Source organism: Cupriavidus sp. CPT47-8839-RL05A (assembly GCF_058792255.1).
In genome coordinates this window covers 169,320-184,435 of record NZ_JBYTEG010000004.1, presented here as the reverse complement: position 1 = coordinate 184,435, position 15,116 = coordinate 169,320, and the positions used below count along the sequence as shown (strand labels likewise).

15 protein-coding genes are annotated in these 15,116 nt (G+C 63.9%); 4 read left to right on the top strand and 11 right to left on the bottom strand.

What is annotated here, in order from left to right; all coding sequences use genetic code 11:
• The first annotated feature begins 42 nt into the window (after window positions 1–42).
• From guaB to guaA, 3 genes are all read left to right on the top strand, one after another.
• Window positions 43–1,506, top strand: a complete 1,464-nt coding sequence (gene guaB, locus AC3WVS_RS06105) for an IMP dehydrogenase (RefSeq protein WP_010809576.1) — start codon at window positions 43–45, stop codon at window positions 1,504–1,506.
• Window positions 1,507–1,702: 196 nt separating this feature from the next.
• On the top strand, window positions 1,703–2,326 hold the full coding sequence (locus AC3WVS_RS06100) for a membrane protein (protein ID WP_010809575.1): 624 nt from the start codon (window positions 1,703–1,705) through the stop codon (window positions 2,324–2,326).
• Window positions 2,301–3,920: a glutamine-hydrolyzing GMP synthase gene (guaA, locus tag AC3WVS_RS06095; protein WP_492317826.1), complete on the top strand. Its 1,620-nt coding sequence runs from the start codon at window positions 2,301–2,303 to the stop codon at window positions 3,918–3,920. Before AC3WVS_RS06100 ends, guaA begins: the two co-directional genes overlap by 26 nt.
• Before the next feature lie 122 nt (window positions 3,921–4,042).
• Here the strand turns inward: guaA and AC3WVS_RS06090 are convergent, their stop codons facing one another.
• The 9 genes from AC3WVS_RS06090 to AC3WVS_RS06050 all read right to left on the bottom strand — a co-directional run bounded on the left by AC3WVS_RS06090 (window position 4,043) and on the right by AC3WVS_RS06050 (window position 11,917).
• On the bottom strand, window positions 4,043–5,059 hold the full coding sequence (locus AC3WVS_RS06090; protein WP_492317825.1) for a D-cysteine desulfhydrase: 1,017 nt from the start codon (window positions 5,057–5,059) through the stop codon (window positions 4,043–4,045).
• Between the two features lie 107 nt (window positions 5,060–5,166).
• The gene (locus tag AC3WVS_RS06085) at window positions 5,167–5,892 is read right to left on the bottom strand and encodes an amino acid ABC transporter ATP-binding protein (protein ID WP_492317824.1); all 726 of its coding nucleotides are present in this window, start codon (window positions 5,890–5,892) and stop codon (window positions 5,167–5,169) included.
• Between the two features lie 52 nt (window positions 5,893–5,944).
• Window positions 5,945–6,604: an amino acid ABC transporter permease gene (locus tag AC3WVS_RS06080; RefSeq protein ID WP_492317823.1), complete on the bottom strand. Its 660-nt coding sequence runs from the start codon at window positions 6,602–6,604 to the stop codon at window positions 5,945–5,947.
• Window positions 6,605–6,685: 81 nt separating this feature from the next.
• Window positions 6,686–7,486 (bottom strand): transporter substrate-binding domain-containing protein, encoded by an 801-nt coding sequence (locus AC3WVS_RS06075; protein ID WP_316149854.1) that lies wholly within the window; start codon window positions 7,484–7,486, stop codon window positions 6,686–6,688.
• Between the two features lie 44 nt (window positions 7,487–7,530).
• Entirely contained in the window at window positions 7,531–8,709 is a 1,179-nt protein-coding gene (gene metC, locus AC3WVS_RS06070; RefSeq protein ID WP_492317822.1) for a cystathionine beta-lyase, read from the bottom strand.
• Between the two features lie 5 nt (window positions 8,710–8,714).
• Window positions 8,715–9,941, bottom strand: coding sequence for a pyridoxal phosphate-dependent aminotransferase (locus AC3WVS_RS06065; RefSeq protein ID WP_492317821.1), 1,227 nt, complete (start codon window positions 9,939–9,941; stop codon window positions 8,715–8,717).
• A gap of 68 nt (window positions 9,942–10,009) precedes the next feature.
• A complete protein-coding gene (locus AC3WVS_RS06060) occupies window positions 10,010–10,324 on the bottom strand; it encodes a DUF6356 family protein (RefSeq protein ID WP_492317820.1) in 315 nt (104 codons plus the stop codon).
• A 49-nt stretch (window positions 10,325–10,373) separates the two neighbouring features.
• The gene (gene trxB, locus AC3WVS_RS06055) at window positions 10,374–11,375 is read right to left on the bottom strand and encodes a thioredoxin-disulfide reductase (RefSeq protein WP_492317819.1); all 1,002 of its coding nucleotides are present in this window, start codon (window positions 11,373–11,375) and stop codon (window positions 10,374–10,376) included.
• Between the two features lie 194 nt (window positions 11,376–11,569).
• Window positions 11,570–11,917, bottom strand: a complete 348-nt coding sequence (locus AC3WVS_RS06050) for a DUF3088 domain-containing protein (protein WP_492317943.1) — start codon at window positions 11,915–11,917, stop codon at window positions 11,570–11,572.
• Between the two features lie 244 nt (window positions 11,918–12,161).
• On the opposite strand from AC3WVS_RS06050, the gene ftrA reads away from it, so the two are divergent.
• The gene (gene ftrA, locus AC3WVS_RS06045) at window positions 12,162–13,172 is read left to right on the top strand and encodes a transcriptional regulator FtrA (protein ID WP_492317818.1); all 1,011 of its coding nucleotides are present in this window, start codon (window positions 12,162–12,164) and stop codon (window positions 13,170–13,172) included.
• A gap of 252 nt (window positions 13,173–13,424) precedes the next feature.
• On the opposite strand, the gene AC3WVS_RS06040 is transcribed toward ftrA, so the two are convergent.
• Both AC3WVS_RS06040 and pcaD read right to left on the bottom strand, forming a co-directional pair.
• Window positions 13,425–14,297, bottom strand: coding sequence for a 3-oxoadipate:acetyl-CoA acetyltransferase (locus AC3WVS_RS06040; protein WP_492317817.1), 873 nt, complete (start codon window positions 14,295–14,297; stop codon window positions 13,425–13,427).
• Window positions 14,298–14,323: 26 nt separating this feature from the next.
• Window positions 14,324–15,106, bottom strand: a complete 783-nt coding sequence (pcaD, locus tag AC3WVS_RS06035) for a 3-oxoadipate enol-lactonase (RefSeq protein WP_492317816.1) — start codon at window positions 15,104–15,106, stop codon at window positions 14,324–14,326.
• Between the last annotated feature and the right edge of the window lie 10 nt (window positions 15,107–15,116).

The following is a 15,116-nucleotide window of genomic DNA, read 5'->3' as shown; positions in this document are numbered from 1 at the left end:
CGCATTCCTGTATAATTCGGTTTTGCGCCTAGAGGATTTGCTATGCGTCTTGTCCAGAAAGCACTCACATTCGATGACGTGCTGCTCGTCCCGGCCTATTCGGCCGTCCTTCCCCGGGATGTCTCCCTCCGCACCAGCCTGACCCGCTCCATTGAACTGAACATCCCGCTGGTATCCGCGGCGATGGACACAGTGACGGAAGCCCGCCTGGCGATTTCCATGGCGCAGGCCGGCGGTATCGGCATCGTCCACAAGAACCTGAAGCCCGCCGACCAGGCCCGCGAAGTCGCGCGCGTGAAGCGCTATGAGTCGGGCGTGCTGCGTGATCCGATCACCATTTCGCCGGACATGAAGGTCCGCGATGTGATCGCGCTGTCGCAGCAACACGGCATTTCCGGCTTCCCGGTGCTGGAAGGCAAGGCCGTGGTCGGCATCATCACCAACCGCGACCTGCGCTTCGAGGAAGAGCTCGACGCCCCGGTGCGCGCCAAGATGACGCCCCGCGAAAAGCTGGTGACCGTGGCCGAAGGCGCGACGCTGGAAGAAGCCAAGCGCCTGATGAACCGCCACCGCCTTGAGCGCGTGCTGGTGGTCAACCAGGCCTTCGAGCTGCGCGGCCTGATCACGGTGAAGGACATCCAGAAGGCAGTGGACAATCCGCTCGCCAGCAAGGACGAGCGCGGCCAGCTGCGCGTAGGCGCCGCGGTCGGCGTGGGCCCGGACAACGACGAGCGCGTCGAACTGCTGGTCAAGGCCGGCGTCGATGTGATTGTGGTGGATACGGCGCACGGCCATAGCCAGGGCGTGCTGGACCGCGTGCGCTGGGTCAAGCAGAACTTCCCGCAGGTGCAGGTGGTTGGCGGCAATATCGCCACCGGCGATGCCGCGCGTGCGCTGGTCGAGCATGGCGCCGACGGCGTCAAGGTCGGCATCGGCCCGGGCTCGATCTGCACCACGCGTATCGTTGCCGGCGTGGGCGTGCCCCAGATCACGGCGGTTTCCAACGTGGCCGAGGCCCTCAAGGGCACCGGCGTGCCGCTGATCGCTGACGGCGGCGTGCGCTACTCCGGCGATGTGGCCAAGGCCCTGGCGGCCGGCGCCCACACGGTGATGATGGGCGGCATGTTCTCGGGTACCGAGGAAGCGCCGGGCGAAACCTTCCTGTTCCAGGGCCGTTCGTTCAAGAGCTACCGCGGCATGGGTTCGGTGGGTGCGATGAAGGATGGCGCGGCAGACCGCTACTTCCAGGAAGACAACACCGCCAACGTCGACAAGCTGGTGCCGGAAGGCATTGAAGGCCGCGTGCCGTACAAGGGCTCGGTGATGGCGATCATCCACCAGCTGACCGGCGGCGTGCGTGCCTCGATGGGCTATTGCGGCAGCAAGTCGATTGCCGACTGGCACGAGAGCGCCCAGTTCGTCCAGATCACGGCAGCCGGCATGCGTGAATCGCACGTGCACGACGTGCAGATCACCAAGGAAGCGCCGAACTACCATATCGACTGAGGCGCAGCGGCTGCGCCCGTCGCCTCGCGGCGGTGCGCGGCCGCAACGTCGTCGGGGCGAGGGCGCATTGCCGCGGGCGGCGCCTTCGCCTGACCGGAATGCCATCCGGCCCGGCCGCTCGCCAAGCCGGTGTTGCCTGAACGTGGGCCGCACCCGCCGGCCGCACCATCGGCCAGGCCCATGACGAGGAGCGCCAATGAAGGTATTGCTGCGAGCCGTGCTGTTTTTTGATGCCCTGGTGGATTTGATGCTGGGCATCCTGCTGTTGATGTCCCCGTTCACCACGCTGTATGCGGCGCTGCAGTTGCCGCAGCCGCAACCGGCCCTGTTCGGGCAGCTGCTGGGCGTGGCACTGGTCGGCCTGGCCGCGCTGCTGTGGCAGGCAACATTCAACGGCCAGCTGACGGTGCCAGTGGCGCGCACAGCCGGCTATGTGAACCTGGCCAGCGCAGTGCTGATCATTGCCTGGATGGTGTTCATGGAACTGCCGCTGGTCGGCGCGGGCAAGATCTGGCTGCCGGTGATGGCAGTGGTGCTGGCGTTTTTTGCGCTGGTGCAGATTCCCGCTTCCAGGCGCGTGCGCAACCGCGAAAGGCAGCTGAAGGCCGAGCGCGCGCTGCAGGAACAGGAACACAAGAAGGAAGTCCGCAAGGAACCCGGCGTCGCCCCCGCGGCGCGCCCAACGAATACCCCAGAATACCGGCGCGAGCCGGTCATCACGCCGCCGCCGGGCTATGGCCCCGGCACGGAAGTCGTGACCGAGCCCATTCCGGAAGACACGCCATCGGCCCATCATGCACGACAAAATCCTCATTCTTGATTTCGGCTCGCAGGTCACGCAGCTGATCGCCCGCCGCGTCCGCGAGGCGCACGTCTATTGCGAGATCCACCCGAACGACGTCTCCGACGACTTCGTCCGCGAGTTCGCCCCCAAGGCCATCATCCTGTCCGGCAGCCACGCCAGCACCTATGAAGACCACCAGCTGCGCGCGCCGCAAGCCGTGTGGAACCTGGGCGTGCCGGTGCTGGGCATCTGCTACGGCATGCAGACCATGGCCGTGCAGCTGGGCGGCAAGGTCGAGTGGAGCGACCAGCGCGAATTCGGCTACGCCGAGGTGCGCGCCCATGGCCACACCAACCTGCTCAAGGACATCGAGGATTTCCGCACGCCGGAAGGCCATGGCATGCTCAAGGTCTGGATGAGCCACGGCGACAAGGTTGCCGGCCTGCCGCCGGGCTTCAAGCTGATGGCCTCCACCCCCAGCTGCCCGATCGCCGGCATGGCCGACGAGGCGCGCGGCTACTACGCGGTGCAGTTCCACCCCGAGGTCACGCATACCGCCAAGGGCCGCCAGATGCTGGAGCGCTTCGTGCTCGGCATCGCCGGCTGCAAGCCTGACTGGGTCATGCGCGACCATATCGAGGAAGCAGTTGCCAAGATCCGCGAGCAGGTCGGCGATGAAGAAGTCATCCTGGGCCTGTCCGGCGGCGTCGACTCGTCGGTGGCCGCGGCGCTGATCCACCGCGCCATCGGCGATCAGCTCACCTGCGTGTTCGTCGACCACGGCCTGCTGCGCCAGGACGAAGGCAAGCTGGTGATGGAAATGTTTGTCGGCCGCCTGCACGCCAAGGTCGTGCATATCGACGCCTCCGATCAGTTCCTCGGCCATCTGGCCGGCGTGACCGATCCCGAGCAGAAGCGCAAGATCATCGGCCGCGAGTTCGTCGAAGTATTCCAGGCCGAGGCCAGGAAGCTGACCAACGCCAAGTGGCTGGCGCAGGGCACGATCTATCCGGACGTGGTGGAGTCGGGCGGCACCAAGACCAAGAAGGCCACCACCATCAAGAGCCACCACAACGTCGGCGGCCTGCCGGAAACGCTGGGCCTGAAGCTGCTGGAGCCGCTGCGCGACCTGTTCAAGGACGAAGTGCGCGAGCTGGGCGTGGCCCTGGGCCTGCCGCCGGAAATGGTCTACCGCCACCCGTTCCCGGGCCCGGGCCTGGGCGTGCGCATCCTGGGCGAAGTCAAGCGCGACTACGCCGACCTGCTGCGCCGCGCCGATGCCATCTTCATCGAAGAACTGCGCAAGACCATCGCCACCGAACAGGACGCCGCCGCGGGCGTGTGCGAGCCGGACCAGGTCGGCAAGAGCTGGTACGACCTGACCAGCCAGGCCTTCGCCGTGTTCCTGCCGGTCAAGTCCGTGGGCGTGATGGGCGACGGCCGCACCTACGACTACGTCGTGGCGCTGCGCGCGGTGCAGACCACCGATTTCATGACCGCGCACTGGGCGCACCTGCCCTATGCGCTGCTGGGCCGTTGCTCTAACCGGATCATTAACGAAGTACGTGGCCTGAACCGGGTTGTGTATGACGTGTCGGGGAAACCGCCGGCGACGATTGAGTGGGAGTAACGTGTAATCCGCTTTTAATCGAGCATACAGGGCGCCCTCGAGGCGCCTTGTCTTTTGGCTCCGCGCTTCGCGTTGCCGCGGCGGGGCTGGGCGGTGGTGTCGACTTCCCCTCCGTTCCCGCTTTAGTCCCTCGGACCTGTATTGATTGCATTGCGATACGCAAACAACGCCGGCGCACCACCGGTATGCAGGAACAACACCGGGCCATCCGAAGCAAAACGCCCGCGCGCGACGCCATCGAGCAAACCAGCCATCGCCTTCCCCGTATAGACGGGATCGAGCAACACACCTTCGGTACCTGCCAGGATGCGGATGGCCTCCAGTCCCGCCTGGTTGGGTTCACCATAGCGAGGTGCGAAGTACTCGTCCCACAACTCGACCTTCAGCCCTGCCGGCACCGCGACATCGAGCAGCGCGGCAGTCCCTTCGATCAGCCCAGCCACCTTCGGCGTTTGCGCCGCGACGCTGCGCGACACGGTAACGCCGACGACCGGTGTATCCGGCATCGCGTGTGCGAGCGCAAACGCAAGCCCGCCATGGGTTCCGGCACTGCCGGACGCCAGCACGACCGCCGAGAACGCAAGACCCATCTCCTCGGCTTGCTGCGCCAGCTCCAGGCCGGCACGTACATACCCCAATGCCCCCAGCGGATTGGACCCGCCGATTGGGATGACATACGGCTTGTGCCCCTCGCCACGCAGCCGTTCCGCAAGGGCTTGCAACTGTGCGTCGGCGTTGTCGAGACTAGTAACCGGCTCGGCCTGTGCGTCGAACAAATCGAGCAGCAGGCGGTTGCCGCTGTGCAGGTAGTCGCCGTCTGCCGTGCCGGTCGGGTTCTCCAGCAACGCGTTGCAGCGTAGCCCAAGACGGGCCGCCAGCGCCGCCGTCTGGCGGACATGATTCGACTGTATGGCTCCGGCCGTTACCAGCGTATCGGCGCCCTGGCGCAAGGCGTCAGCCGCCAGGAACTCAAGCTTGCGCAGCTTGTTTCCGCCAAACGCAAGTGGTGTGGTGTCATCCCGCTTGACGTAGATATCGCGCCCGAGCATCCCGGACAGGCGATCAAGCTTTTGCAGGGGCGTGACCGCGCCGACCAGATCGAGGCGGGAGAAAGCGGCAAGGCGATCCGAGATCTTCATGATTTCGACTTTGGGGGAGGTGGACCAGGACGGTGCGGCGGCGGGCGTTGTCAGCGGGAACCTTGATCGCCCCCGACCGCCCCCGCCTTTATGCAAGCGGGTGTGAGTCAATGCAGGATCTTTGCGAGAAACTCCTTCGCACGGGCCGACTTCGGGTCGCCGAAGAAGGCGTCCTTGCCGGTATCCTCGACGATGGCGCCGCCATCCATGAAAATTACGCGGCTGGCGACCTTCTTCGCGAACCCCATTTCATGGGTGACGCAGATCATCGTCATGCCCTCGCGTGCCAGTTCGACCATGACGTCCAGCACCTCATTGATCATTTCGGGATCGAGCGCCGATGTCGGTTCGTCGAACAGCATGGCGATCGGATCCATCGACAGCGCGCGTGCAATGGCAACGCGCTGTTGCTGCCCGCCCGAAAGCTGCCCGGGGTATTTCCGCGCATGCGCTTTCAGGCCGACGCGCTCGAGCAGGCGCATGCCGTTCTCCTGTGCTTCCTCTTTGCGGCGTTTCAACACTTTGACCTGCGCCAGGGACAGGTTGTCGAGAATGGACAGATGCGGGAACAGCTCAAAATGCTGAAACACCATGCCAACCCGCGCACGCAACTGGGCGAGCTTGATCTTCGGATCACCGACCATTACCCCGTCCACACTGATCCGGCCCTGCTGAAACGGCTCGAGGCCGTTGACCGTTTTGATCAGCGTGGATTTTCCTGATCCGGAAGGGCCGCAGATGACCACGACCTCGCCTTTTTCTACCTGGGTGCTGCACGCATCAAGCACCTTGAACTGACCGTACCACTTCGATACGCCTTCGAGCGCGATCATCGTTTTGTCTCCTACTTGCAGATTGCATTCTTCGGGTTTCCGACCCGTTAGATCAACGCGTCACAGGCAGTGTCAGACGCGCCTCGAGGCGTCGCTGTGCCCATGACAATCCGGTGCTGAACAGCCAGTAGATCGCTGCTACCGACAGATACAAGGGAAGCGGTTGGAACGTTGATGCGATGATTTCCTGGGACGACCTGAGCAACTCGGTCACGGTGATGACTGACACTAGCGACGTATCCTTGATCAGGCTGATGAGCGTGTTGCCGAGGCTTGGCACGGCGAGCCGCAGGGCCTGCGGGCAGACGATGTAACGCAGCGTCTGCAGATGGCCCAGCCCGAGGCTGTGCGCGGCGCTCCATTGCCCTCTGCCGATACCGAGAATCGCGCCGCGCATGCTTTCCGACAGGTACGCGCCGGCATTGGCCGTGAGGGTAAGAATGCCGGCGCTGGTGGGGTCCAGGGAAATGCCGAGGTCTGGCAGGCCATAGTAGACGACGAACATCTGGACCAGCAGCGGCGTCCCGCGCATGACACTGACATAGGCGCGCGCAATGCCGCCGAGGATTGGACTGGTGCTGATACCCATGATGGCGACCACGATCCCGACCAGCAGGCCGAAGACCATCGACGCCAGGGCAAATTTCACGGTGATCACTGCTCCGTGCAGGAGTACCGGCGATGCATGAATGACTAGATCAAGAGATTCCATGATTCGATCCGTAGAAGTGGCCGCGTGGCCGGCCAGGCCGAGGCCTGCAGCGATGGAAGGAGCCGGCCGGCGTGGCAGCGATTACTGGGCGACGGGTCTGCTGGCGTCGGTACCCAACCACTGGATGGACAGCTTGCGCAACGTGCCATCCTGCTGCAACGCGTTCAGTGCGTCGTCAATGGCTTTGGCAAACTTGGGATTGCCCTTGCGGAACGGGATTCCCATCTCAAGCTTCGTGCCAGCGAGCAGCGCGCCGGTGCGTAGCGGCATCTTGGAGTTCTTGATCAGGTATGGCAGCATCAGGCGGTCATTGAGGGCCGCATCGATGCGCCCGGCCGCCAGGTCACGCAGGTTTTCCGACGTACCCGGATAGGTCTGCACCAGGATACCCGGCACGGATTTCGCCAGTTCGGCATAGTTGCTGCCCAGCGTGACGCCGACGGATTTTCCCTTCAGCTCTTCAAGCGAATTGAACTCGCGCTTGTCATTGTTGCGCTGAAGTACCTGGACCGCGGAATAGACGTATGGCTGGGTAAAATCCAGAGCCTGGCGGCGCGCCGGCGTGATGCCCACCTGGTTGACGATGACGTCGAACTTGCCGGCTTGCAGGCCGGCAATGATGCCACTCCACTCGGTGGTGATGAACTGGACCTTGAGCCCCATCTTGTCGGCCACGGCTTTGGCTACGGCCACGTCAAAGCCGTCGAGCTGACCGTCGCCATTGCGATAGCCAAAGGGTGGGTAAGTGCCCTCCATGCCGACTTTCAGGACACCGCTGACTTTGACCGAATCCAGCAGATCTTCAGCGTGCACGGCGGGCGCCGTGACAATCAGGAGGGTCGCGATGCACGCGCTTTGCAACAGCAGCTTCAGGGATTTCATGTCTTGTCTCCAATGTAGGAATAGGTATTTTTTTGAGGGCACTGCTACTGCACGGCAAGTCTGCGGAACGCGGCTTCCAGGTCGGCGATCAAATCCTCCTTGGCCTCCAGGCCCACGTGCAATCGAAATGCCTGGCCGGCATACGGCCAGGCGGCTGCGGGGCGCTCCTCCCTGGGATCGAAGGGCATCACCAGACTCTCGAATCCGCCCCAGGAAAAGCCTAGGCGGAACAGCTTCAGGTCGTCGATGAAGGCACGGAACGCCTCACGCCCATATCCGGGCTTGAGCACGACGCTGAACAATCCTGAAGCCCCCGTGAAATCCCGACGCCAAAGGGCGTGGCCCGGCGCACCAGGGAGCCCGGGGTGCAATACCCGGGCCACCTCCGGGCGGCACGCCAGCCAATCGGCAATTGCCAGTCCGCTACGCTGATGCCGCTCAAGGCGCACGGCCATCGTCCGCAAGCCCCGCTGCGCGAGATAGACGTCGTCCGGGCCCGCGTGCTGGCCAGTGGCGAAGACATAGTCGCGCACCGTGTTCCATGACTCACGGTTGGTCGTGATCACACCCATCAAGGCGTCCGAATGCCCAACGATGTATTTCGTCCCCGCATGCACGGAGACGTCCACGCCGTGCTCGAATGGCTTGAAGAACAAGGGCGTGGCCCACGTGTTGTCGATGACGACGACCGCGCCATGCCGGTGTGCGACCTTCGCAATGGCAGGAATGTCCTGCATTTCGAACGTCTGCGAACCCGGTGACTCGGCGAACACGAGCGTCGTGGTCGGACGGAACAAGGCCGCGATGTCGGACCCAAGCGTGGGGTTGTAGAACGTCGCTGACACGTTGCAGCGGGCCAGTACCGTTTCGACGTAGTGGCGCGTCGGGCCATAGACGCTGTCGCTCACCAGAATGTGATCGCCGGCTTTGACGAATGCCATGATGGCGCTCGTACACGCCGCCAGGCCGGACGACACTAACAGCGAACGGTGCCCGCCTTCGAGCTGCGCGAGTGCGTTCTGCAACGCGAAGGTGGTCGGCGTGCCTTTGCGGCCGTACCACATGACATCCGTGTCGGCGCCCGACATGGCACGCCCGCGCGCTTCCATGTCGTCGAGATTGCGAAACGTCACCGTCGACGCATGGAAAACCGGCGGATTGACGACGCCGCCGAAATCGTCCGGATCGATCACGCCGTGCGAGAGGTAGGTATCGGGGGACATCCGGATTACCCTCGTCTGGCGCTGTTGACCATGTCGCCCAGGCGCTCCAGTCCCATGCGGAGATTGGGCTCGGGTGGGCCGAACGAGAAGCGCACCCAGCTTGCGTCGATGTATTCGGTGGCGCGCTGGTTGCCCGGATTGACGTCGAAGAACCTGCCGGGCACGGTCATGACCTTGCGCTTGAGACCCTCCGTAAAGAAGGTGTCCGCGGTGTTCAGCGGCGCGGGCAGCCGATGCACCCGGCCCCAGAGATAGAACGTGCCGTTGCCAGGGCATGGGATCTCGACACCCATGTCGGTCAGCGCGTCCAGCATGATGCGGCGCTTCCTGGCGAACATCTTCCGCAATGCGGACGTTTCCTGATCCGCACGGTCGCGTTGCAGCGCTTGCACGGCAAGCCGTTGCACGATCGTCGGCGGGCCGCCGTCGATGGCGCTTGCGGCACGGCTGATCATGTCGATCACCTCGGTCGGCCCCACCACCCAGCCCACGCGCAGTCCGGGGTAACGATGATTTTTCGTCAAGCCGTCGACGATGACGACCGGGTCCGTTTCCACGTCCTCGACGAACTCGGCGGCAGATACCGGCTTGTCCGCGGGGGCATGGCCATCTTCGAACACGAAGTGCGAATAGAACTCGTCGAGCAGCATCCAGCAGCCCGTGTTGCGCGCCGCCGCCACATACTGTGCCAGTGCTTCACCACGTACCACGGCCCCGGTGGGGTTGTTGGGATTGCTCCACAGCAGTGCGTCCAGCTCTTCCCTTGCGATCAGTCCCTCGAGCGCCTGCGCCGGGATGGCAAAGCCGTCTTCGGGCTCCACGGGCAGCGTGACCGGCGTGAAGCGATGGCGGTGGTAAGCGATCAGATCTTCGTAGGCGGTGTAGTCGGGCACGACGTGGCCCAGGCGAATTTCGCCCAGGGTGGCGAGCAGGCGCGACAGCGCAAGCCGCCCGCCGGACGCAATCGCAACATTGTCCTTCGTGTACTGCGATGCCTTGCCGCGACGATAGCGACGGTTGTAATCGTCCGCGACCGCCTGACGCAGGGCATCGATGCCGCCGACCGGCCCGTAGGCGCAATCGGCCACGTCGAACTGCAGTGAAGCCAACCGTTCCGGCGCGCCTGCCATGGGCCCGATTTCAGGCTGCCCCTGGCCGAGGTTGCACCAGTCGGGATGACCGTTGCGGAAGCCGAGCTTGACGGCTTCGTGAACGACGTGGATCACGCCCATATAGGGGACCGGGCGTAGCAGGGAAGACGCTAGTGAGCTTGTCATGTTGTTGTCGAAGGGGGGCTTGTTTATCGGTGACGCGACGCCACGCGGTTGCGATGGGTGACCATGCGCTCATGCAGCCGGGAGATCGTGTTGCTGCCTGTGGCGACGAAGAGAAAAGGCAGCATGCCGTGCACGAGCGCCGCGATCGATGCGAACAGCATCGACGCGCCAAATGAAAACGACGACAACATATGCTGCAGATAGCTCTCGCCAACCGATGCCGGGTGCTCTTGGAAGAGCCGGAATATTGTTCTCATGGTGGGGGCGTCATCCGGTATTGCGCATTGTCCGATCCTGGATTGGAAAGCCGGTTTCGCGCTGTTTGTGAGAGAAATCATAGTGTTCGATTTCCGCAAATTGCTTCCATAAACACCCGTAAGCTCGCTCCTAATTAGAATAATTTTCTACTGGGATGGTGCAATGTAGAACAGCAGGCTCCGGCGTACTTTCCAGGTATCGCTGCGCGTCGAGCGCGGCCATGCAGCCCGTGCCGGCGCTGGTGATCGCCTGCCGATAGATGTGGTCCTGCACGTCGCCTGCCGCGAACACGCCCGGCACACTCGTGCCCGTGGCGTTGCCCGAGAGGCCGCCGTTGGTGACGATGTAGCCGTTCGTCATCTCGAGCTGGCCTCTGAAGAGATCGGAGTTCGGCTTGTGGCCGATGGCGATGAAAACGCCTTGGAGTGCGAGTTCGGTGGTCTCGCCGGTTTGCGCATGCCTGATGCGCAGGCCGGTCACGCCAGCCCCGTCGCCATTCACTTCGTCGAGCACGTGGTTCCATTTGATCTCGACAACACCTTGCTTCGCCTTCTCGAGCAGACGGTCGACCAGGATCGGCTCGGCGCGGAACTTGTCGCGGCGGTGGATCACCGTGACCTTTTTCGCGATGCCAGCCAGATACAGCGCTTCCTCGACCGCCGTATTGCCGCCGCCAACCACGGCTACATGCTGCTGCTGGTAGAAGAAGCCGTCGCAGGTCGCGCAAGCGGACACGCCGCGGCCCATGAAGGATTCCTCGGACGGCAGGCCGAGATACTGTGCGGACGCGCCTGTCGCGATGATCAGCGCGTCGCAGGTGTACTCGCCGGATTCGCCGATCAGGCGAATCGGCTTCCCGTCGAGCTTTGCCGTGTGGATGTGGTCGAACACGATCTCGGTCTTGAAGCGCTCCGCGTGATCGAGAAAGCGCTGCATCAGCTCTGGGCCCTGCACCCCCGTTGCATCCGCCGGCCAGTTTTCGACATCGGTCGTGGTCATCAACTGGCCGCCTTGCGCCAGGCCCGTGACGAGCACCGGCGACAAGTTGGCGCGCGCTGCATAGACGGCGGCGGTATAGCCGGCAGGGCCGGAACCGAGAATCAGGACCTTGGCGTGCTTGGGCGAAGACATAGGGGAATCCATAGCTTATTCAAGAGACTTCAGGCGATTGCCTGAAGCGATACTGAGCAGGTTCGAAGTCGAGGCCCGCCACGCATGGGCATCGCCAAAGTTGCGGCAGGCGATGCCGCAAATCGCAATGGCTGCGATCGGCGCGCGGGGCTGCATGGAAGGCCTCTTCACGCATGAGCCGGGTTGGCCTGTAGTCAGGAGGCGGGATGCGCCACACCGTACTGCGACGACAGGTATCGACGGATATGGTCGGGCGAATCGATAAAACGCGTCTGGCCGCTTACGTGAATCTCCACGCCGTCATCGACCGGCGCGCGCCCGGCGCCGAGCACCAGGACGGGGGCGGACTGGTTCGCCTCGCCGATCAGTTCGACAATTGCCATGCGAGGGCGGGGCGCATCGACGTATTCGACATCAACTTCATTGCGCAACTGCGGGAAGAAGCCGAGCAGGCCTTCAACGGCAACGGAATCTCCACAATAGAACGGACCTTCCGAGCCTGAAAAAAAGCCGGGGCGAAGCATGAATAGTTTGTCTTTCACTTTCACTCTCTCTGCGGGTTGAAATTGCTGGCGGACGCGCGTCGCTTGCCGTATCGCGAACCACCGGCCACAGGATAAGCAGCGCAAATTGAACCCACCAGTGGCACGAACGACAATTTGCGTAAAGATCGTGCCAACTTGATGGGAGTGGCGGCGATCAGGATCGCAGCACACGCAACAGACATGGGGGAGAGTCTTGCGAGACGTAGAGCGGTTGGGGCAAAATCAATCGCTAGTGGCATCAATGCCAGTTTCCGTCCATATCGTGCCAAAGACCAAATCACAATCGTCTGCCAACGCAGGACTGGTTGCCGTCGTCGTGTATGACGGCCTGAGCCTCTTTGAATATGGCTGCGCCGTTGAAGTGTTCGGTCTGCCAAGACCTGAAATGGGTGACAGCTGGTATCGCTTCACGACCTGTTCCGCCGAATCGGGGAGGTTGCGCGGTTCGGGGGGCATCCAGGTACAGGCTGACGGTGGCCTCGAACTCCTGGCCAAAGCGAAGACCATCATCATTCCGGGGTGGCGCGGTATCGAAGCGGAGGTCCCGCCGGAACTTTGCCGCGCGTTGAGGAAGGCAAACAAACGCGGGGCGCGCGTCATGTCAATCTGCACCGGCGCCTTTGTCCTGGCGGCAGCGGGGTTGCTCGATGGAAAGCGTGCGACTACGCACTGGCGCCATGCCGCAGCACTCGCGGCGCGATATCCGGACGTCCACGTGGAAGCGGACGTGCTCTATGTCGATGCCGGCGATGTTCTTACGTCTGCCGGCAGTGCGGCGGGAATCGACTTGTGCCTCCACCTGATTCGCCGGGATCTTGGCCCGCGCGCTGCCAATCAGGTCGCACGCCGACTGGTCATGCCACCCCACCGCGAAGGCGGGCAGGCCCAGTATATCGACGAGCCGGTCTCAAAGCGTAGCGGCTCGTCGCTGGCACCCTTGGTGGACGCGGTGCGCGCAACATTGGACGAAGGCTGGTCGATTCTCAGAATGGCAAGGCAAACGGCGATGAGTGCCCGGACCTTTCAGCGGCACTTTGTCAGTACGATGGGGATGCCGCCAGGGGAGTGGCTGCTTACCGAGCGCCTGGGCCGGGCCAGGACGTTGCTCGAAGAGACCGATTTATCCGTGGATGAAATCGCGGTGCAAGTCGGCTTTGGTGCTGCAGCCACGTTGCGCAATCATTTCCGGACTCGGCTTGGAACCAGCCCGGGTTACTACAGGCGACGGTTCAGCGCATCCGAGGCACGCTGATTGGACTTTCTGATTGAGCAGCGCGAACAGCTTGCGCATGAGAGTCGAGGCAGCCGGACCCCTTAGCGCGATTCCGTTGGCACGTCAGCTGCCAGTATCTCGCGGGCGCGCAGAATTGCCGACATTGCGTTTGGCCATCCCGGTCGGCGGAGCGCGGACAGGGCGCTGGGCTGTCGCGGTGCCTTTCGCTGGCTATCGCCGGCCAGCGGAACAGGTTGGCGGTAGACGTGGCGGTAGAACACTGGGGCCGAATTAATGCCCTCCCGCTTTCAAGGGCAGCGAACGCCCGTCGATTTCCATTGATGGCAGCCCCAGGAGCGCGCGCGCCTGGGCCACTGTCGCCACGGGGCGCCCATATTCCTCGCACAAGGCTGCTACCTGGCTGACCAGCGCAGCGTTGGAGGGCGCCAGTGTCTGCTTGTCGAGCCGCACATTGTCTTCCAGGCCGGTGCGGCAATGGCCGCCCAGTTCGAGCGACCAGCGCGCCATCGTCAACTGGCCCCGACCGATGCCAGCGCCGGTCCAGGTCGCATCGGGTGCCAGGCGCCGCAGGGTGTGCACGTAGAAGGCGAGCACCTCGCGATCGACCGGCATCGCATTTTTGATCCCCATCACGAACTGGATATGCAGCGCGCCGCCGATCTTGCCGGCCTGTTGCATGGCCACTGCCTGGAAGATCATCGACAGGTCGAAGGCCTCTATCTCGGGCTTGACGGCGTAGGCCTTCATTTCCGCGGCGAGCCAGTCCACCAGGTCTGGCGGATTGTCATAGACGCGGGTCGGGAAATTGACCGAGCCGGTGGCAAGCGATGCCATGTCCGGCCGCAGCGACAGCATCCCCCCTCGCTCCCTTCCCGCGCCGGAGCGGCCGCCGGTGGAGACCTGCGTGATGATTCCCGGCGCATGCTTGCGGATGCCCTCCAGCACGCGGGCAAAGCGGTCGGGCTCGGAGGAGGGCGTCTCGTCGTCATTGCGCACGTGCAGGTGGACTAGCGTGGCGCCCGCCTCGAAGGCGGCCTGGGTGGATTCGATCTGCTCGCTGACCGTGATCGGCACGGCAGCGTTGTCACGCTTGCGCGGCAGCGAGCCGGTGATGGCGACGGAGATGATGCAGGGCTGGGTCATGTCGGCTCCGGTAAGGATGTATGGCGTCACGCCTGTGACAGGAAGCGGATCACCGCGTGCGAGAACGCCTCGGGCAACTCCCAGTTGGACAAATGCGCGGCATTGAGCGCGAGGTATTCGGCGTCGGCAATGCCTTGCGCCAGCTCGCGGCCCTGTTCCGGCGTAGTGGCGGCATCCTGCACGCCCGCGATCACCAGCACGCGCGAGCGGATGCCTGGCAGCAGGCCGCGCAGGTCGGCATCGCGTACGGCGGCGCAGTTGGCGATATAGCCGTCGGGATCCGTGGGGGCGAGCATGGCGAGCACGGGCGCGATGTGCGCCGGATCGCCTGCCAGCGCGGCCGGCGTGAACCAGCGGGCCAGCACACCCTCGGCAATCGCCGCCATGCCCTCGTTGCGGACGCGCTCGATGCGCGTGTTCCAGCCGGACGCCGGGCCGATCAGCGCCGCGGTATTCGCCAGCACGAAGCGGCCGAAGCGTTCGGGATGATGGCGTGCCAGCCAGATGCCGGTCATGCCCCCCATCGACAGGCCGCAGAAGTGGGCGTGCTCGACACCGGCGTGGTCCATCACCGCCAGCACGTCGGCACCAAGCTCGGCCATGCCGAACGGCGCTGTCGGCACGCCGGAGGCGCCATGGCCGCGCGTGTCGTAGCGCAGCACGCGGAAGCGCTCCAGCAGCGCCGGCATCTGCGGGTCCCACATCGACAGGGTGGTTCCCAGTGAGTTGGACAGGACCAGCACCGGCGCGCCGGCCGGACCGTGGAGTTCATAGTGAAGGCGAAGCCCGTCGCGGGTGGCAAAGCGCATGACGTGGGCT